The organism is Tunturiibacter gelidiferens (assembly GCF_051013345.1).
Lineage (GTDB): Bacteria > Acidobacteriota > Terriglobia > Terriglobales > Acidobacteriaceae > Edaphobacter > Edaphobacter gelidiferens_A.
This window is the reverse complement of sequence record NZ_CP132939.1, coordinates 3,678,554-3,703,532: the sequence shown is the minus strand read 5'-3', so window position 1 is coordinate 3,703,532 and position 24,979 is coordinate 3,678,554. Positions and strand designations below refer to the sequence as shown.

The 24,979-nt window shown below is 58.3% G+C and carries 21 protein-coding genes and 2 pseudogenes; 10 read left to right on the top strand and 13 right to left on the bottom strand.

The window, feature by feature from the left end; translation table 11 throughout:
• Positions 1–28: 28 nt before the first annotated feature.
• The 8 genes from RBB80_RS18550 to tdh form a co-directional block, all read right to left on the bottom strand.
• Positions 29–784, bottom strand: coding sequence for a TIGR00266 family protein (locus RBB80_RS18550; protein ID WP_433963949.1), 756 nt, complete (start codon positions 782–784; stop codon positions 29–31).
• Between the two features lie 124 nt (positions 785–908).
• Entirely contained in the window at positions 909–1,544 is a 636-nt protein-coding gene (locus RBB80_RS18545) for a glycosyltransferase family 2 protein (RefSeq protein ID WP_433963948.1), read from the bottom strand.
• Positions 1,545–1,595: 51 nt separating this feature from the next.
• Entirely contained in the window at positions 1,596–2,072 is a 477-nt protein-coding gene (locus tag RBB80_RS18540; RefSeq protein WP_433963947.1) for a GyrI-like domain-containing protein, read from the bottom strand.
• Positions 2,073–2,137: 65 nt separating this feature from the next.
• On the bottom strand, positions 2,138–3,280 hold the full coding sequence (locus RBB80_RS18535; protein WP_433963946.1) for a radical SAM/SPASM domain-containing protein: 1,143 nt from the start codon (positions 3,278–3,280) through the stop codon (positions 2,138–2,140).
• Positions 3,277–4,737 (bottom strand): glycosyltransferase 87 family protein, encoded by a 1,461-nt coding sequence (locus RBB80_RS18530; RefSeq protein WP_433963945.1) that lies wholly within the window; start codon positions 4,735–4,737, stop codon positions 3,277–3,279. Before RBB80_RS18530 ends, RBB80_RS18535 begins: the two co-directional genes overlap by 4 nt.
• The gene (locus RBB80_RS18525; protein ID WP_433963944.1) at positions 4,737–5,516 is read right to left on the bottom strand and encodes a TIGR04282 family arsenosugar biosynthesis glycosyltransferase; all 780 of its coding nucleotides are present in this window, start codon (positions 5,514–5,516) and stop codon (positions 4,737–4,739) included. Before RBB80_RS18525 ends, RBB80_RS18530 begins: the two co-directional genes overlap by 1 nt.
• Positions 5,517–5,520: 4 nt before the next feature.
• Entirely contained in the window at positions 5,521–6,258 is a 738-nt protein-coding gene (locus tag RBB80_RS18520; RefSeq protein WP_433963943.1) for a class I SAM-dependent methyltransferase, read from the bottom strand.
• 446 nt (positions 6,259–6,704) lie between these two features.
• Positions 6,705–7,739: an L-threonine 3-dehydrogenase gene (tdh, locus tag RBB80_RS18515; RefSeq protein WP_433963942.1), complete on the bottom strand. Its 1,035-nt coding sequence runs from the start codon at positions 7,737–7,739 to the stop codon at positions 6,705–6,707.
• Positions 7,740–7,934: 195 nt separating this feature from the next.
• On the opposite strand from tdh, the pseudogene RBB80_RS18510 reads away from it, so the two are divergent.
• From RBB80_RS18510 to gltX, 4 genes and pseudogenes are all read left to right on the top strand, one after another.
• Positions 7,935–9,010, top strand: a pseudogene (locus tag RBB80_RS18510) (3-deoxy-7-phosphoheptulonate synthase).
• Between the two features lie 467 nt (positions 9,011–9,477).
• Positions 9,478–10,263: a 3-keto-disaccharide hydrolase gene (locus tag RBB80_RS18505; RefSeq protein WP_433963941.1), complete on the top strand. Its 786-nt coding sequence runs from the start codon at positions 9,478–9,480 to the stop codon at positions 10,261–10,263.
• Positions 10,264–10,443: 180 nt separating this feature from the next.
• Complete coding sequence (locus tag RBB80_RS18500; protein ID WP_433963940.1) at positions 10,444–12,006, top strand: hypothetical protein; 1,563 nt, start codon at positions 10,444–10,446, stop codon at positions 12,004–12,006.
• A gap of 103 nt (positions 12,007–12,109) precedes the next feature.
• A complete protein-coding gene (gene gltX / locus RBB80_RS18495) occupies positions 12,110–13,627 on the top strand; it encodes a glutamate--tRNA ligase (RefSeq protein WP_433963939.1) in 1,518 nt (505 codons plus the stop codon).
• Between the two features lie 515 nt (positions 13,628–14,142).
• Here the strand turns inward: gltX and RBB80_RS18490 are convergent.
• Both RBB80_RS18490 and RBB80_RS18485 read right to left on the bottom strand, forming a co-directional pair.
• Complete coding sequence (locus tag RBB80_RS18490) at positions 14,143–14,460, bottom strand: hypothetical protein (protein WP_433963938.1); 318 nt, start codon at positions 14,458–14,460, stop codon at positions 14,143–14,145.
• A gap of 25 nt (positions 14,461–14,485) precedes the next feature.
• The gene (locus tag RBB80_RS18485) at positions 14,486–15,766 is read right to left on the bottom strand and encodes a VWA domain-containing protein (protein ID WP_433963937.1); all 1,281 of its coding nucleotides are present in this window, start codon (positions 15,764–15,766) and stop codon (positions 14,486–14,488) included.
• A 10-nt stretch (positions 15,767–15,776) separates the two neighbouring features.
• Between RBB80_RS18485 and RBB80_RS18480 the strand changes: the two genes are divergently transcribed.
• Positions 15,777–16,172, top strand: coding sequence for a DUF4440 domain-containing protein (locus RBB80_RS18480; RefSeq protein WP_433963936.1), 396 nt, complete (start codon positions 15,777–15,779; stop codon positions 16,170–16,172).
• A gap of 200 nt (positions 16,173–16,372) precedes the next feature.
• Here RBB80_RS18480 and alaC read toward each other — a convergent pair whose 3' ends face one another.
• From alaC to RBB80_RS18465, 3 genes are all read right to left on the bottom strand, one after another.
• A complete protein-coding gene (gene alaC, locus RBB80_RS18475) occupies positions 16,373–17,554 on the bottom strand; it encodes an alanine transaminase (protein ID WP_433963935.1) in 1,182 nt (393 codons plus the stop codon).
• 120 nt (positions 17,555–17,674) lie between these two features.
• Positions 17,675–18,166 carry a protein-disulfide reductase DsbD N-terminal domain-containing protein gene (locus tag RBB80_RS18470; RefSeq protein WP_433963934.1) on the bottom strand — a complete coding sequence of 164 codons (492 nt, stop codon included), beginning with the start codon at positions 18,164–18,166 and terminating at the stop codon, positions 17,675–17,677.
• The gene (locus RBB80_RS18465; RefSeq protein ID WP_433963933.1) at positions 18,166–18,822 is read right to left on the bottom strand and encodes a TlpA family protein disulfide reductase; all 657 of its coding nucleotides are present in this window, start codon (positions 18,820–18,822) and stop codon (positions 18,166–18,168) included. The genes RBB80_RS18470 and RBB80_RS18465 overlap by 1 nt, the downstream gene beginning before the upstream one ends.
• Before the next feature lie 184 nt (positions 18,823–19,006).
• Between RBB80_RS18465 and RBB80_RS18460 the strand changes: the two genes are divergently transcribed.
• From RBB80_RS18460 to RBB80_RS18440, 5 genes and pseudogenes are all read left to right on the top strand, one after another.
• Positions 19,007–19,735: a KpsF/GutQ family sugar-phosphate isomerase gene (locus RBB80_RS18460; RefSeq protein WP_433963932.1), complete on the top strand. Its 729-nt coding sequence runs from the start codon at positions 19,007–19,009 to the stop codon at positions 19,733–19,735.
• The gene (locus tag RBB80_RS18455; protein WP_433963931.1) at positions 19,732–20,007 is read left to right on the top strand and encodes a CBS domain-containing protein; all 276 of its coding nucleotides are present in this window, start codon (positions 19,732–19,734) and stop codon (positions 20,005–20,007) included. The genes RBB80_RS18460 and RBB80_RS18455 overlap by 4 nt, the downstream gene beginning before the upstream one ends.
• A 384-nt stretch (positions 20,008–20,391) precedes the next feature.
• Positions 20,392–22,187: pseudogene (locus RBB80_RS18450) on the top strand (proline--tRNA ligase).
• A gap of 20 nt (positions 22,188–22,207) precedes the next feature.
• Positions 22,208–23,452 (top strand): transglycosylase domain-containing protein, encoded by a 1,245-nt coding sequence (locus tag RBB80_RS18445; RefSeq protein ID WP_433963930.1) that lies wholly within the window; start codon positions 22,208–22,210, stop codon positions 23,450–23,452.
• A complete protein-coding gene (locus RBB80_RS18440) occupies positions 23,449–24,810 on the top strand; it encodes a penicillin-binding transpeptidase domain-containing protein (protein WP_433963929.1) in 1,362 nt (453 codons plus the stop codon). Before RBB80_RS18445 ends, RBB80_RS18440 begins: the two co-directional genes overlap by 4 nt.
• Positions 24,811–24,979 lie beyond the last annotated feature (169 nt).

The following is a 24,979-nucleotide window of genomic DNA, read 5'->3' as shown; positions in this document are numbered from 1 at the left end:
AGAAAGTAGTCGACTCAGCTAATCGCGACTACATCCCCTTCAGAATCGAACCCACGATACCACCAACCACACCACCCTCAGCAGCCTGCTGCGCGCGCTCCTTCGGCAGATACTCCTGAATCTGATGTGCGAGCCGCGAAATAGGCAGAGTCTGCAGCCACACGCGGCCAGGACCAGTTAGCGCCGCAAGAAAGACACCGTCTCCGCCAAAGATCATGTTCTTGATGCCAGGAACGCGCTGGATCTGAAACGCAACGGTCGACTGAAACGCGCCCACGTGGCCAGGATGAACGCGCAGCGTCTCGCCGGCAGCAAGATCTTTGATGACGAGCTCCCCAGATAGCTCAAGCCACGCAATGCCCTGTCCACTGATCTTCTGCAAAAGAAAGCCGTCGCCTCCGAAGATCCCGGCGCCAAGCGACTGCTGAAAACCAACCCCTAGCTCGATCGCGGCGGTGGCGCAGAGAAACCCATGACGATGAACGAGGTACTCATGCCCCGGACCAACCTCCACAGGTACGATGTGTCCCGGAACTCGTGTCGCGAACGCAACCTCGCCGGGACCGCCAATCGCTCTGTACTCAGTCATAAAAAGCGACCCACCGCCGGCGACGCGCGCGATAGCGCCAAAGAAGCCGCCGCCGCCCGCGTGCTGAGTATGTGTAGTCATCTGAACCGAAGCAGTTATCCACGAGAGCTCCCCTGCTTCCGAGATGACCGCGTCATTCGGGCCGAGGGCGAACTCGAGAACGGGCATAGTAGTGCCGAGAATACGACTTTGCATAAGGTCTCCTGATAACTTGACGCAACAAGTATACGTTGGAACCTTCCTTCGTCCGCGCAGTCCTAGCCTGGTTTAAGCGAAAGCCCGGCACGAAACAGGACCTTGAGAATGCGGATCGCAGCGCTCATACTCGCTCCGACATTCCCTGAAACTTTGGAGGTTCCCCCATGCGTTTACGGTAATCGACTGGAATCTCCCGAATGCGAAGTTTGTTCTGAGCAGCGCGAATCTGCATCTCAAGGTTCCATCCGTAGGTCAGCTCCGACATCTGTAACTCATCTAGTGACGTTCTACGAATCGCACGGAAGGGCCCCATGTCGGTATAGTGCACCTTATGAAAGAGACGCAAAAGAGTGCTGACCAGATGTGCAGCGAAGATCTGCGAACTAAGCATAGATCCCGCCTCACGCGTGCCGCGAATGCGCGAGCCGAGAACGAAGTCCGCATCATCGGCTTCTATCGGCGCCACCAGTCTCGGCAGGTCCGCGATAACGTCGGATCCATCGCCATCCATATAAACCAGAATAACGCTCGTGGAAAGTGCCGCCTCGCTGCCCGCTTTACACGCCGCGCCATATCCACGCGGAGATTGAACGACGCGCGCGCCTGCAGCCTCCGCAACCGCGGCAGTCTCATCTGAGCTCCCGTTATCGACTACGATGCATTCGGCAATGAGTTGCCAGGGCATCTCGGAGACAACGTGTCCGATCGACTCGGCTTCATTCAGCGCGGGAATGATGACAGAAATTGTTGGTGGCATCCTGATTCTTTACGTCAAGTCAATCCTGAACTGGAGTGCGTATGGATCCTTCTAACGAAGACCGACGTACACTTCGATCTGTGCCTTCTCCGGATCGGCCGAACGCTGGTCGTAAACCTCGTAATCGGCACGAAAGGAGCGCGCGCCACCTAATTCACCGGTGGACATCGACCCGATCCGCTCCCATATCTCCGGAACGATCTGCGTAACAAGCCCTCTGTTCGACGTGACAACTGCGTAGCGGCCTCCGGGAACATATTTCGCGACTAACTTCGCGGGTATGTTCTGGATGGAAGAAACAGGCAATCCAAGAAGGTAAGTGTAGTGGCCGTCACGGCCGGTTTCATAATCGGTATACACCGCGATCAGATCAATACCAAGCTTGTTTGGAATCTTCGCGGCAAGATTATCTCGCAGTAGGGTATGCCAGATCTCCCCGATCTTTCCCTTGCCATTCTTCTCAGCCGCATTATGCGTGCGCGCCGCTACGCCTATCACGTAGAAGCCGCAGTGGCGCTGGATATTCATCGCATCCTCTCTGTGTTTCGCAGGTGCGATTATAAGGGGTTGCCGCAAGGGTGCAAGATCAATCGTCAAAGACTCCAGCGAAGTCCGCAATTGACACACGCCGGCGGCGGAGCGCTGGTCAGAAGACCCTCGCGGAAATGTTGATATTCAGCCCCATTCCATATCTCCCGAAGGCCACTCTGCGTGGCGTCGCCTAGCGTGAAGCTGCCATAACCCTTCATGCTGAAAGGTGCAATGCAGCACGGCAGCACGCGGCCGTTAGCCGTGATGTACATCAGCGACCACGGCCGACGGCATAGGGACCACGGACTATCTGAGCGCTGCATCTTGATTGACTCGCCAGGATCGACTGCGCCTGATGCCGAGAACATCACGCCCAACTCGCGGGCAACCGATTCAGCCTCACGAATCAAAGCCTCCTCGCGCTCGGTAGTATGTTCAAACAGAGCCGATTCCGCACGCGCAAGAGAGTGTGCATCCATCGGAACATCGAAGAACACCAGCCGCTGCAAATAAACCTCGGTGACTCCTATCGAGTGGGCCAGGCGCACAAAGTTAGGAAGCTGATCCACCGTCTCCCGTAGACCGGTTAGCCATAACGACACGCGTGGCTTGGCAGCATCGAGCTCGCGCTGCAGCCGCGTGAAGTTCTTGACGTTCGCAACAATCTTGTCGAAGAAGTCCTTGCCCCGAACCATCTGAAAGACCTCGGATTCAGCGGCGTCAAGCGATACGCGAAGTTCATCCAGACCCGCTTCGATCAGCGCCCGCCCGTTTGCCTCCGTCAGCAAGGTTCCATTCGTGTTGAATAAAACATAGACGTTCCGGTCCTTCAAATACTTCACGCGCTGAGCAATGTCTTTGACCAGCATAGGCTCACCGATGCCATGCAGCACGACGCGCGCAATATTCGGATACTGATCGATCAGCGAAGTGAAAAGCTCCCACGGCATATCGGCCTCGGGCTCCAACTCTTCGTAGGTGCGTGGGCAGGTCGTGCACAGCAGATTGCATCGGTTCGTCGTCTCCAGATAAAGACAAACCGGATCCTGCGCAGCCACTGCAGCAAGATGTGCATCTGCCTCAGGCTTCTCGAAGTACCGGCGCATGCGGTTCTTCTCCTCCTCAGCTTGCTGAGCCGCTGGGCTAAGCCTCTCCCTGTCATGAAGCAGGTCGTCGGGAGGAAGAATCGGAAGGAGTGTACTCATAGAGATTCGCTCGCTACTACTGGTTGGACGAACAAGCGTCGATGAATAGGCCACCGTCTAAAAACTAGCTCGATTATGAACGCCGCAAAGACCGAAACGTAGATAATTTTATTAACAAGAAACATCTTAGGTCCAGGTTCTGCCAAAGCGGTCGTGTACAAGTAGAAGAAACCCAGAACGTAGGTAAGGATTGGCAGGTTCGGCATTAAAGTGAAAAACGGAACCAGCCAGACGATGTACCAGGCATAGTGCGGAGAGAACAAAAACATCAATGCTGAGGCGAGTCCAAACGCAGGTGGAAGAAAACCTGCAACCCCGTCAGAAGCGAACGGCCTTTTACGGTCGCTCCCGCGAGAACCCGCGATCCGCCAGCACCACCAGACGATCCCAGCGAACACCGCAGCACAAAAAACGAAGTAGGCCCTCGCGGAAATACCGTGCAGTCCAGGGACTTGTTGCGCAAGCTCTAGCAGGAAGTATCGCGCACCTGTCGCCAGGCCCTCTTCTGCTACATAACCTCCAAGAAATCCGAATACGAGAAGGCCAACGCTCGAATAAGCCGCATAGCCCAGCGCTACAACGGTAACGACAGCGGCAGGCATCTTGAAATCACCGCGACGATAGAGCGCAGGGAGCAGCACGAGCGGGTAAAGCTTCAGCAGAATAGCGACGCCGAGAAAAATCCCTGTCAGGACTGAATGTTTCCGAAAGCGCGCCAGCAAAGCGAGCCCAATGAACGCCATCGCCGCAGAATCAAGATGGCCCGAGCCGGCGATCTCCCACACCAGCACCGGACACCACGCATAAAGCAGCGTCTGCTCGCGACGAAAACCCAACGAGTGAAGCAGGGTCACGAGCGCATACATCGTAATCCCTTCGAACAGGACTACCACGACCTTCATGAATAGAACCGTCGGAGAGATCCAGGTAATCAAATAGAAGAGTGCCTGCGCCGCGGGTGGGTAGATAGTGTGGGCATAGTCGCGCCGGTTGATCTTGTTGAAGATGCTCTGATAAGGATCGCGCAGAAAAGCGAGTACAGCATCCCCAGGGACATAACGATACGGGCTGAGGTGGGCATGTTGGACCACACCATCCCACACATACCGGTAGACATCGCTCGAAAGAAAAGGCGGACCCAGCAGCGCAACCAGACGGCACGCAATCGCCACAATCACAATAATAGGAAACGTTAATCGATCCACCGGCCGGGTTAGTACTAGCAACGCCGCGCCGAGATAAAGAATGCAGGACCACCCTGACACGCCGGAAAACCCGATCGTAAAATGGTCGTACTCGCTGACCAATTGTCGCGTCAGGAAGAACAGAGCAATCCCTATCAGAATCAGTGCAGCGTTGGTCTGCCATGCGCGAGCAACGGACCAGTGCCCTCGAACACCAGGCCCGGCCGCAACGCTTGCGGCGGATTTCGCGGCACGGTCAGTCGTTGCAATCATCAACCTTCCTCTCCCTGCGATCGCAGCATACGAAGGTAAGCGCGAGTATGTTCAGCCCGATATCCTGAAACCGTGGCAAAAGCCGGCAAGGCGTCGCCAAGCAGTTCGGCACTCAGCAATTCAAGCGTCTCTCCGTCGTCTACGTCGTACCAAAGAGGCAGAACGACGACCTCCATGCCAGCCTCTTTCGCCGCAGCAACCGTCTCCGAAAAAACAGACGGAGTACTCCACGTAATCCCGGCGAAGAGTTCGGGATGAGCCCGCTTAAGTCCGATCAGATAGTAGCCACCGTCCACCGCCGGCCCAATGACAATGCGATCGCCCTCCCTCTGCAACTCCGCCATGGCCCGTTCAAATGCCGCCCTCGGCACGGTAGGCGAATCGGAGTCGATAAGACAAACACTGCCGTAGCCGCAGGAAAGAAGATCCTGTGCTGTCGCAACAAGACGTTCACCAAAACCGTCGCCCCGCTGCGGGATAAGGGCAAAGTCAGCAGGCAGGAGAGTGTCAAAGAGAGCTTCATCGCCCACCGGAGTATAAGAGATTACGCCAGCCGCACCACCCAACACAGCAACCGCAGCAATATTTTCGGCAGTGTCCTTCAGAAAACAGATGTTCAGATCTGCAGCCTGATCCGGCGTAAGAGGAGGCGAAAGGCGCGTCTTCACCTTACCGGCCCGCGGAGCCTTCGCCATCACTGCCAAAGCCGTCTGCCCGGCTCTTACGGCGAGCGGCTTCCCAGGATCGAGAATCGGGTAGGAAATCGTTGATGGAGTCATAGAACTAAACCGTCCCCATTTCGGCCGGCCGCGCCAGCCATTTGGAATCGATCAAGGTCAGCGCTTTTTCGCAGACCGCGTACTGATACCAGCCATCATATTGCAGGTCGACCTCGCCCCACGGTTGCGAATGAATCAATGAGGAAAAATCCGGCGCCGTCATCACATCAGCCTGTCGCGGTTCGCGATATCTTCCGGCGGGGCTGTTGGTCACCTTGGAGAGCAGCCACATGCAGCCAAGCGGTATGCGGGTGCGAAAGCCCGAGGTAGGTTCCGCAATAAAGCAGCGTCCTCCTGGCCGCAGAACCCGGAAGATTTCACCCAGCACAGCCGCCCGGTCCGCCACAATCAGAAAAAGCCGCGAGACAACAATTGCGTCGACAGAGTTGGAATCATCCGGAAGCGAGTGGGCGTCGCCGTGCGCGAAGCTGCAGTTCTGAAGACTGCGACTGGCAGCCCTGGACTTCGCTCTCGCCAGCAACCTGCGTGAAAGGTCGACACCGGTGGTATGAATCTGTGGATACTCCTGCGAGAGTCGACAGGCATAAAATCCTGGGCCGCAACCTAGCTCAAGAACCCTGGTATCAGGAGCCGGCTCTCCAGAAGGAAAAAGCGCTCGACTGATCTCCGGTGTGTGATCGCGAAACAGGTACTCGCGGCAAAGAGCGTAAAACCACGAGCAGCTCTCAAAAAGGCTGTCCGGCTGGTGCGCAGGAGGATGCGTAAAGGTTCGGCCGGGCATTTCGCAGTCGCTTGTTTCCATTCTTGGCCCTGTCATGGTTTGAACGTGCGCTTCGGTTGAGAACTCCCCGGTTGGTGATGGCTCAGATGACAGATGCTTAATCGCCCGGACAGCCCAACGTTCTGTTCCCGGGTGGTTTGATGCGCATCTCCCTCTAAGGTTACGGCCGCACGAAAGCAATAGATGCCCGATCCAGCTACAAACAGCAGCCACCTGGCAGACAACTGGTGCGGAAGCCCGCCCCACGCAATCGAAAATTGTATGAATTTTGTTGACCGCAGAGAACGTCAGACTCACAAATCCGGACATGGGCTCTCGGACCGACAGACCCATAACGCAGTTCCACCACGGCGCACCCTCTGAAGCCAAGGGCAAACCGTGGTGGGATGTGAGCTTTACCTCTACCGAGTTTTACTCCTACCTCAACTCAATTCCGCGCGGACAACCTAAGCAACATCGCTCCAATCGAGAATCACCTTCCCCGAATTTCCCGAGCGCATCGCCGCAAAGCCATCCTCATAGTCACGCCAGTTCATCCGATGCGTAATCACTCCCGAAATATCCAGCCCACTCTGAAGCATCACGGTCATCTTGTACCAGGTCTCATACATCTCTCGCCCGTAGATACCGCGAATCGTAAGCTGGTTGAACACCACTTGATTCCAGTTAATCGAAATGTCTTCCGAAGGAATCCCGAGCATCGCAATCTTCGCGCCGTGGCTCATGTTCGCGAGCATATCCCGGAACGCGTTAGGATTTCCCGACATCTCGAGCCCCACATCGAAGCCCTCCTGCATATGCAGCTTCTGCTGAATCTCCTTGAGCGGTGTAGCCCGAGGATCCACTGCAAGAGTCACCCCAACCTTCTCCGCCAGTGTCCTGCGATACTCATTCGGGTCGGAGATCACCACGTGACGAGCCCCCGCATGCCGAGCCACCGCCGCCGCCATAATCCCGATCGGCCCCGCCCCCGTAACCAAAACATCCTCGCCAAGCACCGGAAACGCCAGCGCAGTATGCACCGCATTACCCAGCGGATCGAAGATCGCCGCGATCTCATGCGGCACCCCTGCACTATGAATCCAGATATTCGACATCGGCAGCACGATGTACTCCGCGAACGCCCCATTGCGATTCACCCCGACACCCAGCGTAAAAGCGCAAAGATGCCGCCGCCCCGCAAGACAGTTGCGGCAGCGCCCGCAGACCACATGCCCCTCGCCGCTCACCAGCTGCCCAATCGGAATGTCGTTTACGTTCGACCCGACCGCCACAACTTCGCCGACAAACTCATGTCCAATCGTCAGCCCCTTCTTGATCGTCGAACGGGCCCACGCATCCCATTCGTAGATGTGCAGGTCGGTGCCGCAGATGCCGGTAGCCAGAACACGAATCTTAACGTCGTTGATGCCCATCTCAGGCTCGGGAACGTCTTCGAGCCAAAGGCCGCGCTCTTCGCGGCTTTTCACTAATGCCTTCACTTGGGGAACCTTTCCTGTTGCGTCTCAGTTAAATCGCAGCCTCGGCAATGACGGCCAGCAGCTACCATTCTAGTCTGCACCCGATCGCTCGCCAGCACACCACCAGCCATCAGGCTATAAGATTGAGGTGACGTGATACTTTCACAAGACTCACAGCGGAATGCCGCTCCATCTGATCCAACTCAAGCGAGACCCATGCTCTTTCCCACCGATGACCTTCGCATCACCTGGACCAAAGTCGTCCTCCCGCCCGTCGCCCTCGAAGAAGAACTCCCCATCACCGAAGCCGCCTCGGCCACCGTTTACAAGGCTCGCACCGAGATCATCAAAATCCTCCACGGCGAAGACCATCGCCTCCTCGTAGTCGTCGGCCCCTGCTCCATCCACGACACCGGAGCCGCCCGCGAGTACGCCGAGTTGCTCAAATCCGCCATAGTCGAGCACTCCCGCGAACTCTGCATCATCATGCGCGTCTACTTCGAGAAGCCCCGCACCACCCTCGGCTGGAAGGGCCTCATCAACGACCCCTACCTCGACGAATCCTTCAAGATCAACGACGGCCTCCGCAAAGCCCGCCACCTCCTTCTCGACCTCGCCGGGATGGGCGTCCCCGCCGGCACCGAGTTCCTCGACATGATCTCCCCCAGTACGTCTCCTCGCTCGTAAGCTGGGGAGCCATCGGAGCCCGCACCACCGAAAGCCAGGTCCACCGCGAACTCGTCTCCGGGCTCTCCTGTCCCGTCGGCTTCAAAAACGGAACCTCCGGCAACGTCCAGATCGCCATCGAAGCCATCCTCTCCGCCGGCCAGCCGCACAACTTCCTCGGCCACACCAAACACGGCCAGACCGCCATCTTCGTCACCAAAGGCAACCACGACACCCACATCATCCTGCGCGGCGGCCGCAACACCACCAACTACGACGCCGCCGCCGTAGAAGACACCTGCAAGCAGATGGAAAAAGGAGGCATCCGTCCCCAGGTCATGATCGACTGCAGCCACGCCAACAGCCACAAAGACCACACCCAGCAGTCAAGCGTCGCCAGCAACGTAGCCGGTCAGATCGCCGCAGGCGACAATCGCATCATGGGCGTCATGCTCGAAAGCAACCTCGTCGCGGGCGCGCAGAAATTAGTCCCCGGCAAACCCCTCGTCTACGGCCAATCCATCACAGACGCCTGCATCGACTGGCCCGAAACCAAACTCGCCCTCGCCGAACTGGCCGCCGCAGTCCGCTCCGCCCGCAACGTCTCCAACCCGGCCAAAGTATAAACTCTGTCACAAAACCCTCACGCAAAACCGCACACGAAGTCTTGCCGCGAATCCTGCTGCAAAAACATCCACCCAAAAAATATCTTTTCATCCTGAGTGCAGCGCCCCCATTTGTCTTTGCCGTTGCTTGTTCTTCCCTCGCACCCGCACAAAGAGGCGTCATCTCGACCGAAGCGGCTCACAGTCTTATCGTGAGGCGCGCAGTGGAGAGACCACCGTATTTCGCCTTTGACTTTGTTCCTGCTCTTGTATCTGCTTGTTCTCTCTTCCCACCCCAAACCCCATCCTTTCAACCAAAGAAGAGGAACCCGCTGCAACCCACAGATTGAGCGCGACCCGGATCTCGGTTAGCATTTGAAAAGAATCAACGAGGGAGTAGAGATGAGTCGCCGCTGCTGGTGATCCTCTTCGTCTCGGTCCTCGTGCCCTTTCATCCAACGACACAAAGAAAGGACACACCGCAGCACATGATCCGATCGAAGCTCCTAATCTCTGCAAACCTGATCGTCCTCGCCGCCTCCCTCTCCGCGCAACAGCCCGCCGCGCCGAAACATCAGGACACCGAAGTCTATGAACCGGTCCCTCCGATCGTCACACCGGGCATCACCGACTCCGCGCCTCCATCTGACGCGATCGTTCTCTTCGACGGCAAAAACCTCGACCAGTGGGTCTCCACCAAAGACAAATCGCCAGCAAATTGGACCATCGCCGACGGCATCCTCACCGTCAGCAAAGCGCCCGGCTCCGGCAACATCGAAACCAGGCGAACCTTCAGAAACTACCAGCTCCACATCGAGTGGAGAATCCCCGAGAACATCACCGGCACCGATCAGGCACGCGGCAACAGCGGCGTCTTCCTCGCCTCCACCGGCACCGGCGACGCCGGATACGAGCTCCAGATCCTCGACTCCTACAACAACAAGACCTACGTCAACGGCCAGGCCGGAAGCATCTACAAGCAAGCCATTCCCCTTGCCAACCCAAACCGCAAACCCGGCGAGTGGCAGACCTACGACATAATCTGGACCGCACCAACCTTCAACGCTGACGCCACCGTCAAGACTCCCGCCTACGCCACAGTTATCTTCAACGGCGTCCTCGTCGAAAATCACTTCCAACTAAAAGGCGAGACCCTCTACGTCGGCCAGCCCTTCTACAAAAAATACGACACCGCCCCCATCAAACTCCAGGCCCATGGCGACAAAAGCAAGCCTATCAGCTTCCGAAACATCTGGGTCCGCGACCTCAAATAGCTCTCTTACTTAGAACCGCGCCGCACCAGCGACACCGTTCATTCCTCCTCGTCGCAAACCCTCCTGTAGATTGCGCGGTCCTACCGGCATCCGTTTACCAACAAGCGACAACCCGCACATAGCCTCATGACAACTCCGCCTTTACGCCATCTATTTTTGGTTCTGAGCAGCAGACGTCCAATGACATTCCATGATGCCGTCACAATCAACCGTCGCGGCACACCAACATTCGTGCGGGTCTACGACATCCTTCTCCTGCTGACGATCCCTGCCTACCTCTTCCTGAACCTATTCACCCTGCACAACATTCCTCACTACATCGTCAGCGACGACGGCCTCTTCATCCTCGACGGGCTGCGCATGGGTGCAGGCCAATGGATATACCGCGACTTTTTTCAGTTCAACGCCCCCGGTATTGACTACGTCTTCTTCTTCGCCTTCAAACTATTCGGCGCACGAGCATGGGTTCCAAACCTCGTCACTCTTCTGCTCGGCACCTCTCTCTCCTGGATGACGCTTTATCTTGCCCGCCGCATCATGCCTCGTAGCTGGGCCGATCTCACAACCATCCTCTTCGTGGTCTTCCTCTACGGTAGATGGCTCGACGCCACCCATCACTGGTTCAGCCTCTTTGCCATCCTCCTTGCCATCACAGTAGTTCTGCCAGACTGCTCTCCATCACGCATAGCCATAGCAGGTGCCTTGATCGGAACGGCCGCCTTCTTCACTCAAACCGCCGGCGCTGCAGCATGGCTTGCCTTTGCGGTCACGCTCTTCTATGAGCACACATCCGCAGCCATGCAGCCATCGATGCTTCGAAAACAAGCCAGCCTGTTCCTCCCCGCCGCCCTCGTTTGGTATCTCCTGAGCGCACAAACTCTCAATCACGTCGGCTGGCATACGCTTTGGTACTTTCAATTCACCTTTCCACAACGCTACGAGCTTCGGGTGGATGACAACCCCATCGCAGTCGTCCTGCGCCTCTTCCCTCACAAAATCTCCTTCCTGCAAATTGAGAACGTCGTCTTCTATCTACTTCTTCTCTGTACAACGCCCGTGGCGCTCTGTGTCCTGCTCTGGAAACGCCTGCGAAACCAGGCAGAGCTCCAGGCAGGCCAAATGCCCATCCTCCTGCTCGCAACCGTAGGTTTCCTCCTCATGGCAGAGGTCGTCACCCGTCCCACGTGGATACGTCTTTACGCGGTGTTTCTGCCTTCTCTCATGGTCCTCTTCGCGATGCTTGCTTTACCGTTGCGCACGCGGCCTCGTCTAAACCGTCTCCTCATGCTGGTGTTGTTGTCTGCCGCCACCCTCTCTGCCTTCCGGCAGACAAGCATCAATCGCGCCATGTACAGCAGCATCACATCGCTGCCGGCCGGAGAAATCGCACTCCCGCAACTGGACACCGAAGAGCTCCGATTCCTGGCTCAACACACCCACCCGGGCGACATGTTTTTTCAGGCATTCGCCGTTTACCTCTACCTGCCTCTCGCACTCCACAGCCCCGTCTACATGGACTATCTCCGGCAGTCTTCCGTGACCAGACCCGAGTTCCTGGCAAACGCGGTCCGCGCGCTCGAGACAAACCACGTCCGGTACGTCGCACTCCGCCCGGCATCAGACATAACCTTTAGCCACGCCGAAAGCCATCATCTGGATCCGCTCTACTCCTGGGTGGAAGCACATTACACGTTCGTCCAACGCTTCCCTAACAATGAGGAGCTCTGGGAGCTGCGCCGCTAAGCCGCCTTCGAATCCAATCGGCAAGGCAGTCTGACTCCAGCGCCTCATCCACACGCCACATCTCCCATCTCATTCTGCTAGCATCGAAGTCTGGCCCACATAAATGACTGACTCCCCGAACTCCGAATCACCCGTACGCGTCCGCATCGCTCCCTCCCCCACAGGCGACCCCCACGTAGGCACCGCCTACATCGGCCTCATCAACTACCTCTACGCCCGCCAGCGCAACGGAAAATTCGTCCTCCGCATCGAGGACACCGACCGCGCCCGCTTCGTCGCCACCTCCGAGCAGGAGATCTTCAACTCCCTCCGCTGGCTTGGTCTCACCTGGGACGAAGGTCCCGACCTCGGCGGCCCCTACGGCCCCTATCGCCAGTCCGAGCGCACCGAAATCTATCGCGAGCACGTCGAGCTCCTCCTCGCCAACGGCACCGCCTACCGCTCCTTCGAAACTCCCGAAGAGCTCGAAGACCTGCGCCAGCGCCAGGTCGCCGCCAAGCTCCCACCACGCTACGACGGGGCCCATCGCGAACTCTCCCAGTCACAAATCGACGCCTACCTCGCCGAGGGCCGCGCCTACACCGTCCGCCTCAAAGTCCCCGCCGGCGACCCCGCCTTCACCGAGTTCCGCGACGAACTCCGCGGCGTCATCCGCTTCGAGCACTCCAACGTCGACGACCAGGTCCTAATGAAGTCCGACGGGTTCCCCACCTATCACCTCGCCAACGTCGTCGACGACCACCTCATGCGCATCACCGACGTCATCCGCGCCGAAGAGTGGATCTCCTCCACCCCCAAACACGTCCTCCTCTACAAAGCCTTCGGCTGGCAGATCCCGCGCTTCTGGCACATGCCTCTCCTGCGCAACCTCGACAAGTCAAAGATCTCCAAGCGCAAGAACCCCGTCTCCCTCATCTACTATCGCCAGGCCGGCTTCCTCCCCGAAGCCATGATCAACTTCCTCGGCCTCATGGGCGGCGGCATGCCCGCACCCACCACCGAATCCACTCCCACCCAGGCCGCCACCAAGCAAAGCGAGACCGACATCTTCACCCTCGCCGACATGGTCTCCCGCTTCGACGTCAAAAACATCCGCCTCGGCGGCCCCGTCTTCGACCTCACCAAACTCAAGTGGCTAAACGGCGAATACATCCGCGCCCTAACGCCAGAGTCCTTTTACACAACCCTACGCGAAACCATCCTCAGCGACGCGTACCTGCAACAAATAGCCCCACTCGTCCAAACCCGCATCGAAACCCTTGGCGAGTTCGGCAACCTCACCCACTTCCTCTTCGCCGACGACATCATGCCGCCAGCCGAAGTCTTCGTCCCCAAAAAGCGCACGCCCGAAGAAACTCTCGCCTTCGCCGCCGCGCAGCTTACCGTCCTCGAAGCCACCGACTGGACTCACGAAGCCCTCGAACCCGCCCTCAAAAAACTAGGCGAAGAAAAGCAGTGGTCCGTCAAAGAAAACTTCATGCTCCTCCGCGCGATCCTCACCGGCAGCACCATGTCCCCGCCCCTCCTAGAAAGCATGGTCGTCTTCGGCAAATCCCGCACTCTCGACCGTATCCGCCGCTTCCTCGAAACCCAAAAGAAGTTAGCCAACACAAGAAAATAAACAGAACCGCAAACTCCACACCCAATCGAGTTCCGCAGCCGCGCTTGCCGTTGCCTGTTCCTTTTTTGTTGCAACCGCGCTTGTCCTGGCCTTTGCCTGTCCTTTTGTTGCAGCCGCACTTGCCCTTGCCGTTGCCTGTCCTTTTGTTGTCATTCCGCAGCGAAGCGCAGGAATCTGCGGTTGTCTCTTTCTTTCCGATCCGCAATAAACAGTAGTCATCCTGAGCGAAGCGATTCACAGCTTCATCGTGAATCGCGCAGCCGAAGGATCCCTGGATTTCGCCTTTGCATCTGTACTGGGATAGGTTGCCAAAGCGCTCGAGAGAGCCAGTGAATCAACGTCGCCGTCACTCCTGAACTTCAGGAAAAATGATCCTCCCGCCGCTAAACCCCAAACTGCCGCAGATGATGATCCAGATGCTTATACATCCACGCCGACCACTCATTCGGCGTAAGCCGCCCAAAGAGCTATGCGGATGGTCCGTACATCCACCCGGCCCACCCGCAACAAAGCGATCAACTAACCCACAAAGCCGCTCCCGCCCTCGCACAAAGTCCGTCTCGTGCCACCTCAAGCCCCGGCACAGTCGGCGAATTCCTACGCATCGGCTCACCCTCCACGAATGCCTTTGGCTTTACCACCGGCCCAAGAATCCGCCCAATCAGCAGCCGCGGCGGACGCCGATCCCCAAGCGCCAACTCCATGCCCCTCGCACAATGCTCCATCGCCTGCCCCGCATTCATCTTGCCCCACTGCCGCGCGCTATCTGCCCTCAGCCGAGCCATCCGCCCTTTCACTTCTTCGACAGTCGCTACTTCAAAGAGATTTTTCACGCGAAAACGCCTCCTTTCGAAGCATTCACCTCTGCTCCGCCTGCTTCCCCGGCCCCGCCGTATCCGCCCAATAGCTTCCCCTCGCAGTAATCGCAACACCCGAATAATCCGGCAGCTTCAAGCTCAGCGCATGCAGCCCCGGATGCGGCGACTGCGGCTGAAAACTCAAAATATATCGATTCGGAATGTGATTCGAAATCACCGCAAGATCGCGCTCAAGCTTCCTCGGATCTGACAGATTGAAATATTCGCCGCCGGTCAAATGAGCCACCGTCTCAGGCACATTCTGCTTCAAACCATCCGTCGCAACAATCGCTGCCATCTTCGCCAACGCCAACGGAGGAGCAAGCTGCGTCATGCAGTCATACAACTGCACCGCCTTATTCTGCGAAGCATCCGGATCAGGCTTCGGGTCCTTCCCCATACAGCCAGTGGGAGGATTAGGGTGATGATTCTCCAGCGAGAGCAGGTTCCCGTGCGGCTTCCCCGGCTGCGTAGGAAGCTCCCTCGCTGCGTAGTGCGCCGCCTCGGACTTCCCTGTCGAAAAGCCGATACTGTAGATCGTCGTATTCGTATCGCTGACCGCCCGCAGCGCCTCTTCCAGCGTCGTATGGCTCCCCCGGTCGAGCGTCTCGCTGATCAGCAGAATAGCCCGGCGATATCCCACCGGCTGCTTACGAAGCAGATCGACGGAGAACCCCAAACTATCAAGGATTGCAGCCCCGTTATCTCCCAACCCAACATCATGAATCGCCAAAGGCGACGCACAATGCTCCAGATGATGTTGCCGCGTACAGTCAGGCTGCAGGCTCTCGATTGCGTCCGCAGCAACATCGATCTTTGTCGTGAAATCTTGGAGCAGCGTTGGCTGACTGTCGAACGTGACAACGGCAACCCGATGCGGCACATTCCCAACAATCGCCCCCAGCATCGGCCCCAAGCCGGGAGCCAGAGAATCGTACTTGTTGAACACACGAGCACCAGCGCCGCCAGTCTCAATCACAACCACAAGAGCAAGCGGCTCGCCCCCGGTATCCTCCTCCAGAGTGAGCTTTTGCGGAATCCCATCATCAGTGAGCTGAAAGTCACCGGCCGTAAGCGTAAAAACCAATTTCCCGTCCTTGCTGCGAACCAGAGCGGGAACCTGCACCAGAGTTGAGTAGGCATTCAACGCCGGTTCTTCCGACACATGAGAAGCAGAAGACTGCGCGAACCCCACCGGCGCCTGGGCAGTCAAAACGAGGTACACCACCGACGAAAAGACGAGACATCGCCAGACGCCACCCCGCCGTGTATTACCCTGCATGCTGAACAGTATGAATACAGCGGACCAACTCAGGCAACTAGAAGAACGTCTCCTCGACCCCGCCATCCGTCGAAACCCCGCACTCGTAGCGCCTCTCCTCGCCGACGACTTCATCGAATTCGGAGCCTCCGGACGAGTCTTCGACAAAGCCTCCATCCTCGAAGACCTGAAGAACGAACCACCCCGCCCAGCCTCCCGCCTCGCCGACTTCGCCACGCGAGAGCTATCCCCCAACATCATCCTCGCAACCTACCGCGCAACCAGATTCAATGCCAACGGAGAACCCATCAGCCAATCACGCCGCAGTTCCATCTGGGCGCACGTTAACGGCCAATGGCAGATAACCTTCCATCAGGGCACACCCATCCCGCCCCCACAAGACCAATCTGACCCACCCGAAAAATAAATCTCAAAACCGTGGCGTATTTTTGGCCCCCAAAACACGTTGCTAACCAACCACGTTACGACCACAATCCACCACGATCATCACCACAAAAAACCATCACCAAAACACCACATTTTCCAAAACACCCCTCAAAAACACCAGCAAAACACCAAAAAGCCCCGACTCTCACCGGGGCAAATATTTTCTCGCAAAACTCAATTTCAACCAGCCTTAAACATCTGCTTAATCCCCCGCAGCGCCTGCCGCGTCCGCTCCTCATTCTCAATCAACGAAAACCGCACATGCCCATCCCCATGCTCGCCAAAACCCACGCCAGGACTCACCGCAACCTTGGCCTCCAGCAGCAGCTTCTTCGAAAACTCAACAGATCCAAGCCCTCTGTACTGTTCAGGAATCTTCGCCCACGCAAACATCGTAGCCTTCGGCAGATCCACCGGCCACCCAAGCTTGTTCAGCCCAGGCACCAGAACATCCCGCCGTTCCTTATAAATATCGCGAATCGTCGCCACACACTCCTGTGGCCCATCGAGCGCACAGATCGCCGCCACCTGAATCGGAGTAAAAGTCCCATAGTCAAAGTAGCTCTTGATGCGCCCCAAAGCCGCGACCAGCTTGGTGTTTCCCACCATGAAGCCAACTCGCCACCCCGGCATATTGTAACTTTTCGAGAGCGTAAAGAACTCCACCGCAATATCCTTCGCGCCCGGAACTTCAAGTATGCTCGGCGCGCGGTACCCATCAAACACAATATCTGCGTAAGCAAGATCGTGAACGATGTAGATCCCTAACTCCTTGCAAAGCGCCACAAGTCGCTCGAAAAACGAAAGCTCCACGCACTGCGCCGTAGGGTTCGAAGGAAAGTTCAAAATCAGCAGCTTCGGCCGCGGCGACATACGCGGAAGATCATGCTCCAACTCCTCCAGCAGCGCCTCCGCAGTTCCGCCCCGCATAGGAATACTCTGTACCTTCGATCCCGCAATCACCGGCCCGAAGATATGAATCGGATAGCTGGGATTCGGCACCGCGACGGTATCCTCATCATCCAACACGGCCAAACAAAGATGCGCAATCCCCTCCTTCGAACCGATCGTTACAATCGCCTCAGTCTCAGGATCGAGATCCACGTCATAACGCCGCTTGTACCAGTTGCAAATCGCCCGGCGCAGTCGAGGTACTCCACGTGACAACGAGTAGCGATGCGTAGCCGTCCGCTGCGCGGCTTCAATCAACTTGTCGACAATGTGCTTCGGCGTCGCCCCATCAGGGTTTCCCATCCCGAAGTCAATGATGTCCTCGCCGCGTTTCCGCGCCGCAGCCTTCAGCTCACTTGTGATGTTGAATACATACGCCGGCAGCCGTGTCAGCCTTCGAAATTCTTCCATTCCCGTCCGCCCGCTCCTGTCGTTCCTGTTTCTCCATGATGCCACCACTTCATGAGAAAAACCGTCAGACGTATCGAGCCTACCAACAGAAATCTTCCCGCTTGATCCACAAGCCTGAAGCTACTTCGCCGTAAAGATCACTTCGACTGGCAGACTCTTCGGCGGATAGCACGCCGCATGATCGCATGCCTGATACCGAAGCGTTCCATCCACAGTATGCGTCCCAACCTCAGCCACCACAGGCAGCTTCACGGTAAACGTCCCTGTGTACACGTCAAGCTTCTCAGTCGGGTCAAAGCTGAAGCTATACGACGTACCAGTCGGATACTCAACCGCCTCAGCCTTCACTCCAGTCGCAGGCTGCAACTCCATCCTGGTCGGGATCAAAAGCTCGGACTTCGGCGTGTGCGAGTTCACGTGATAGCCATCCAGCACGCGAAAGTGCAGTTCCAACACGCTGCGCTTGCCTGCCGCGACATTCTGCTGCTCCGCACCATAGACCACATACGACTTCGGCTTCACGACAGGAGCATCAAGATTGCCGACCTGCTGCGCCTCCAACGCTACTGGTAACGCGACCAACAACCCCGCAAACAATCCCGTCAATCCCATCACTGGCCACCCGCCGCCGTCGTCGCTCCTGAAGCAACAATCTTCTTGATGTGCGCTTCAATCTCATCCTTGCTGCCAAGCCCAGCCGTCTCCTCGACGATCACGCCGTTCTTATCGACGTAAAACGACATCGGCAGATAGTCCATCCCATCCGGTCCGCCATATGCCTTCTGGATCTTCCCATCGGTCAGCAAAATGGGATAAGTCACCCCTGTCTTCTGCGCCACCTTCGCGATCGCATCCTTGCCCGCATCGACATCGTCTGCCAACCCGAGTATCTCAAATCCCTGCGCCGCATACTGTTTGCGAAACTCTTCAAACCACGGCATCTCCACCTTGCACGGTCCACACCACGTCGCCCAGAAGTTCACTAGAACCGGCCGGCCCTTGTAGTCGCTCAGCGAAACCTTCTTGCCATCCAAAGTCACGAGCGTAAAGGCTGGGGCCACCTTCCCCCGCATCTGCATCGCTTCCGCTTCCGGAGACTGAGAATCCGCTTGCGCCGCAGACCCCGCCTTCTCCGGCACCAGAACTACGTGGTTCTCCTGGACCTGCTGCATCGCAAGCCTGCGCTCGCGCAGATTGTGCCATCCCGCCCACAACAGCAGCGCAATCCCAACCACCATCACACCAAACACCAAACCACTACGCTTCACGTGAAATCCTTTCGCACACACATAGCGCTACATTAGCCCTTACAGTTTAGACGCAAAGGCCTCCTAAACGATGCAATGTCAGCATTCTCCACAAGTTGCGCCGCCGTCTCGGCCATTGACCTAACGCCCACATCGCCGCCTACCCAACGCGCAGCTCTGCTAGCATCGACATGGTTCAGCCACTATGTCCAGCAAAGCCACTACTCCATCCGACTCGCCGCGTCCTTCGCAGTTCGTCCGCATCGAGGCTGCCGCCCTCAACGAGCTCGCCCACCGCCTCGACACCACGATGCTCGCCCCCTTTACCCAGGCGATCAATCATTTGCTCCAAGCCGCTACCGATCAAAGCCGAGTCATCGTCACCGGCATCGGCAAAAGCGGCATCATCGCACGCAAAATCGCCGCCACTCTACGCTCCACCGGCACCCCGGCGCACTTTCTGCACGCTGCCGAAGCGATTCACGGCGACCTCGGCATGCTCACCACCGGCGGCGTCGTTCTAGCTCTCTCTTACAGCGGCGAAACGGAAGAGCTTCTCCGCCTCCTCCCCACGCTCAAGCGCCTCAACACCACACTGATCGCCATCAGCGGCTGCGGCACCTCCTCCCTCGCCCAGGCCAGCAACATCTTCCTCGACGCAAGCGTCTCCGCCGAAGCCTGCACCCTCAACCTCGCACCCACCGCTTCCACTGCCGTCATGCTCGCCCTCGGCGATGCCCTCGCCCTTGAAGTAAGCCGCCTCCGTCAATGGAAGGTCGAAGACTTCGCCGACCTGCATCCCGGCGGCCGCATCGGCAGACGGCTCGCCCGCGTCCGCGAGCTGATGCACACCGGCGATGCCCTCCCTCAGGTCAGCGAATCCACACCCATGCCGCAGGTCATCTACGAGATGTCTCGAAAAAACTCGGCATGACCACCGTCCTCAAAGACGGTCATTTAGCCGGTATGATCTCTGACGGTGACCTTCGCCGACTCCTCGAGCGCGACGGCTCCCACGCCCTCGAACACACCGCCGCCGAAATCATGAACTCCCATCCGCACACGATTGAAGGCAGCGCCCTGGCCTCCTCAGCCCTGGCAATCATGGAGGACAAAAAGATCACCTCACTCATAGTCCTGGCCCAAAATGGTCAGGTAGAAGGTGTCGTCCACCTCCACGACCTCTGGACACTGCAGCTCACCTGATTCCGAATCCGCATCGAACGAATTCAGAGCCTGGGCATCTCTGGACAATCAGGAAGCCGGCGTTGCCTCTCCATTGCCCTTCATCCACTGCGCACATTGGGTTATAGCCTGGTTATTTCGCACCCCTCGCGTCCTTTGCAGCAGAGACGAGTTGCCTACAGGGCGGGTGGATGCGATTGATTGGACTATAGGCTTTATCGGAATTGAAAGTCTATCGCATGAACGACATAGCAGCCCAGATAGGTGATATCCCTATCGCATGCCCCGTCAACCCCAACAAACCTCGTCCAGAAATAGACGTGCAAGCGCCGGTTTAGAATGAAAGCTAATCCTAAAATGTCCACGCAGCCTCGCGCGATGGGCCGGAAAGCGCCTTTTTTGACAATGCATCGCTGGTCCCAACTTTTTATCCCTACCCTCCGCGAAGCACCCGCAGACGCCGAAGTCGCCAGCCACAAGCTTCTCCTCCGCGCCGGCTACGTCCGCCAACTCGGCGCTGGCATCTACAGCTACCTCTTCCTCGGCAATCGGTCCGTCAACAAGATCGTCGCCATCGTGCGCGAGGAGATGGACCGCATCGGCCAGGAGTTCTTTCTCCCCGCCCTCAACCCGAAAGAGATCTGGGAAGCCAGCGGCCGTTGGTCCGGCATGGGCGAGAATATGTTCCGCCTCAAAGACCGCAAGGGTGCCGAGCTCTGCCTCGCCATGACCCACGAAGAAGTCATGACCTCCATCGCCCGTAACGAGCTCCGCAGCTACAAGCAACTCCCCCAGATCTGGTACCAGATCCAGACCAAATTCCGCGACGAGCCCCGCCCCAAGTCCGGTCTCCTTCGCGTCCGCCAGTTCCTCATGAAGGACGCCTACTCCTTCGACATAGACGAAGCCGGCCTCGACGTCTCCTACAACAAACACGATCAGGCCTACCGCCGCATCTTCACCCGCTGCGGCCTGCAGTTCGTCGCGGTCGACGCAGACTCCGGCGCTATGGGCGGCTCTGCCTCACAGGAGTTCATGGTCTACACCGACGCCGGCGAAGATCTCATCGCCAGCAGCCCCTCAGGCTACGCCGCCAACATCGAAAAGGCCACCTCGCAGCTGGCCCCCGTCGAAGACCTCGCCCCCACCGCTGACGCCCCTGAGCTCGTCCACACCCCCGACCAGCGCACCATCGACGAGGTCGGAGCCTTCCTCAAACTCGCGCCAGTCCACCAGATCAAGACCATGGCCTACATGGTCGAACTCCCCGCGGCCGATCACGCCAAACTCGGCAAGCTCCGCCCCGTCGTAGTCTTCCTCCGCGGCGACCACTCCCTCAACGAAGCCAAGCTCCTCGCCATCGCCGGCGGAGAACTCCGCCCCATGGTCGCCGAGGAGATCGAAGCAACCTTCAACGCTCCAGCAGGCTACCTCGGTCCCATCGGCCTCGAGGCCGCGCCTCACCCCAAAAGCCCGGCACCCTCGTCATCCTCGACAAGGCTCTCGAAGGCCGCACCAACCTCGTCGCCGGAGCCAACAAGGAGGAGTACCACCTCCGCAACGTCACACCCACTCGCGACTTCAAGCCTACCCTCGTCGCCGACGTCCGCAACATCGTCGAAGGCGAACTCGATCCCATCGGCGGCCAGCCCCTGCGCCTCGGCAAAGCCGTTGAGGTCGGCCACATCTTCAAACTCGGCAATAAGTACACCAAAAGCATGGGAGCCTCCGTCCTCAACCGTGACGGCAAAGAGGTCACCCCCATCATGGGCTGCTACGGCATCGGAATCGAGCGCATCCTCACCGCCGCAATCGAAAGCTCAGCAGCAGCCAACCAGGGCACCGCCTACGCCCTCCACCCAGCCATCGCCCCCTTCCAGGTCGTCGTCACCATCACCAACATCGGCGACCCGACCCTCCTCGCCGCCGGAGAAAAGATCGCCGCAGAACTCGAAGCCGCAGGCGTAGACGTTCTCCTCGACGACCGCGACGAACGCGCCGGAGTCAAGTTTAAAGACGCCGATCTCGTTGGAATCCCCTATCGAATCAATATTGGTCGCGGAGTCGCCGAGGGCAAGGTAGAATTTCTCGACCGCCTCCGAAGCGTCACCGAAGACGTCGCCATCAACGAGGTTACCGCGAAGGTATCCGGCCAGATAACCTCCACGCTGAACAACTCGCTCCCCGCAGCTGCCCTCTAAACGTCCAACGAAAGAGCATCTTGCCAGTCAAACTCAAATACGGCAGCAACGCCCGCACCGGCACCAAACCTCCAGCTCTGGAGTCGCGTCTTTTACGCATCGCACTCATCACGTTGCTCGCAATTCTGGTAGTCGGCTGCAGCGTCTTCGCCTACTTCTACTACCATTACCAACGCGTTGTGGATGACCGCATCGCCGCCGGCCCCATCTTCGCCAGCGTCTCGCAGATCTACGCCGCGCCGCGCGAGGTCCGCGCCGGACAAAAGCTCTCCGCCGCAGCCATCGCCGCCGATCTGCGTCAGGCAGGCTACAACGCCAACTCCCACCTCGGCACCTTCCAGCTCAACGCCGACAACATCTTCATCAAACCCGGCCCCGAGAGCTACCACAACACCGACGGCGCCACCATCAACACCTCCGGCGGAGTCGTCCAAAGCATCACTGCCGAAAACGGAGTCACTCTCAGCGCCTACGAGCTCGAGCCGCAGCTCATCACCGCCCTCTCCGAAGACAAAAACCGCACCAAGCGCCGCCTCGTCACCTACGACGAGATCCCTCCCCGCATGGTGCAGGCCGTCATCGCCATCGAAGATCGCGACTTCTTCAATCACGGCGGCATCAACTATCTCCGCATCGCCAAATGCGCCTTCTCCGACCTTGTCACTCACCATCGCACCTGCGGTGGCTCCACGCTCACCCAGCAGCTGGCAAAAAATCTCTTCCTCTCGCCCGAAAAACGCATCAAGCGCAAGATGATCGAGATTCTCATCACCTTTCAGCTCGAAGCCCGCTTCACCAAAAAGCAGATCTTCGAGATGTACGCGAATGAGATCAACCTGGGCCAGCGCGGCAGCTACGCCATCAACGGCTTCGGCGAGGCCGCCCAGACCTTCTTCGGCAAAAACCTTCAGCAGCTCGACCTCGCCGAGTGCGCTCTCCTCGCCGGCACCATCCAGTCGCCCACTCGCCTCAACCCCTACCGGCATCCCGAGCGCGCCATGGAGCGCCGCAACGTAGTCCTCGACTCCATGGTCGAAACCGGCGCCATCACCGCCAGTCAGGCACAAGCCGCAAAGGCTGAACCCCTCCGCCTCGCGCCGCCTAACATCGACGCCAGCGAGGCCCCTACTTCGTCGACCTCGTCCACGATCAGCTCGTCAAGCGCATCGGCGATCAGGACGTCGCTCACCAGAGTCTCCGCATCTACACCTCGCTTGACCCTGAACTTCAGCGCGCTGCCTCCGAGGCCGTCGAGATCGGCATGAAGAATGTAGACGAGCTCGTCCGCAAACAACACAAGACGCCCAAAGGGGAACAGCCCGGCCCCATCACTTACCCCCAGGTCTCGCTCGTAGCGATCAATCCCCACACCGGACAGATTCTCGCCCTCGTCGGCGGCCGCAACTACGGCCTCTCCCAGCTCAATCACGCCATCGCCGAGCGCCCAACCGGCTCCATCTTCAAACCTTTCGTCTACGCCGCGGCCTACAACAGCTCCCTCAACGGCCTCTCGCTTAGCAACGGCGACGGTGACGGCGGCAGAGTCTTCACCGCACTCACCCAACTCAACGATGAAGAGACCACCTTCACCTACGACAACGGCCGTCAAACCTACACCCCCAAGAACCTCATCAGCGGCTATAAAGGCGACGTGACCGCAGCGTATGCCCTCGCTCACTCACTCAACGCGGCCACTGTTCAGCTGGGCCAGATGGTAGGTTTCGACAACGTTGCCGCACTGGCCCGTTCTTCCGGAATTACCAACGCCCGCGGTACTCCTTCGGTCGCCATCGGCACCTACAATGCCACGCCCATCGACATGGCTGGCGCCTACACCGTCTTCGCCAACAATGGCGTCCACCTTACTCCCTGGATGCTCGCCTCCGTTCGCAACGCCAGCGGCGACATCGTCTCCGACTTCTCTCCCGAGGCCAAGCAGGTCATGGACCCTCGAGCAGCCTACCTCACCCAGTCGCTGCTCGAAGGCGTGATGAACTACGGTACCGCCGCCGCCGTCCGGGGCCATGGCTTCACTGCACCCGCCGCCGGCAAGACCGGAACCAGTCACGATGCCTGGTTCGCCGGCTACACCTCAAATCTCATCTGCATCATCTGGGTCGGCAACGACGACTACACCGACGTCAAGATCGAGGGCGCTCACGCCGCCGAACCGATCTGGACCGAGTTCATGAAGCGCGCCATCCAGCTCCCTCAGTACTCCGACGTCAAACCCTTCTCCGCGCCCGAAGGCATCACCACCGCCCGCATCGACAAGACCTCGAACCTCCTGGCCGACTCCACCTGCCCCGGCAACATCCTCTACGCTGCTTTCCTCGATGGCACTGCGCCAACCAACACCTGCAGCCAGATGAGCGAAAGCCCCCAGAACCTTATCCAGAGAATCCTCGGCATAGGCGGCAGCAAATCAGAGACACCTCCCCCAGCGCCCACCACCGGCGCACCCATCGTCCGCGTCCCACCCAACACCCCGCCCGACGGCAACGCCCCCGACACCACGCAGCAGCCAGCCCCCGCCAAGAAGAAAAACTTCTTCCAGAAGATCTTCGGCGGCGGCAAAGATAAAGACAAACAGCAGCCGCAACCAACCCCACCACCGCAGTAGATAAAATTCAAGCGCAACGAAAAGCTGTCATCCTCAGCCAGCGAAGAATCCCCGCGTTACTCCGACTATGCTGCGATCAAAGCGTCGCTAAAACCGGGTGCCTCATATCTCGATTTTGAGATGTGGGCCTTCGCGCGAAGGCGCGAACCGTTCTCACTCACCTTCGCAG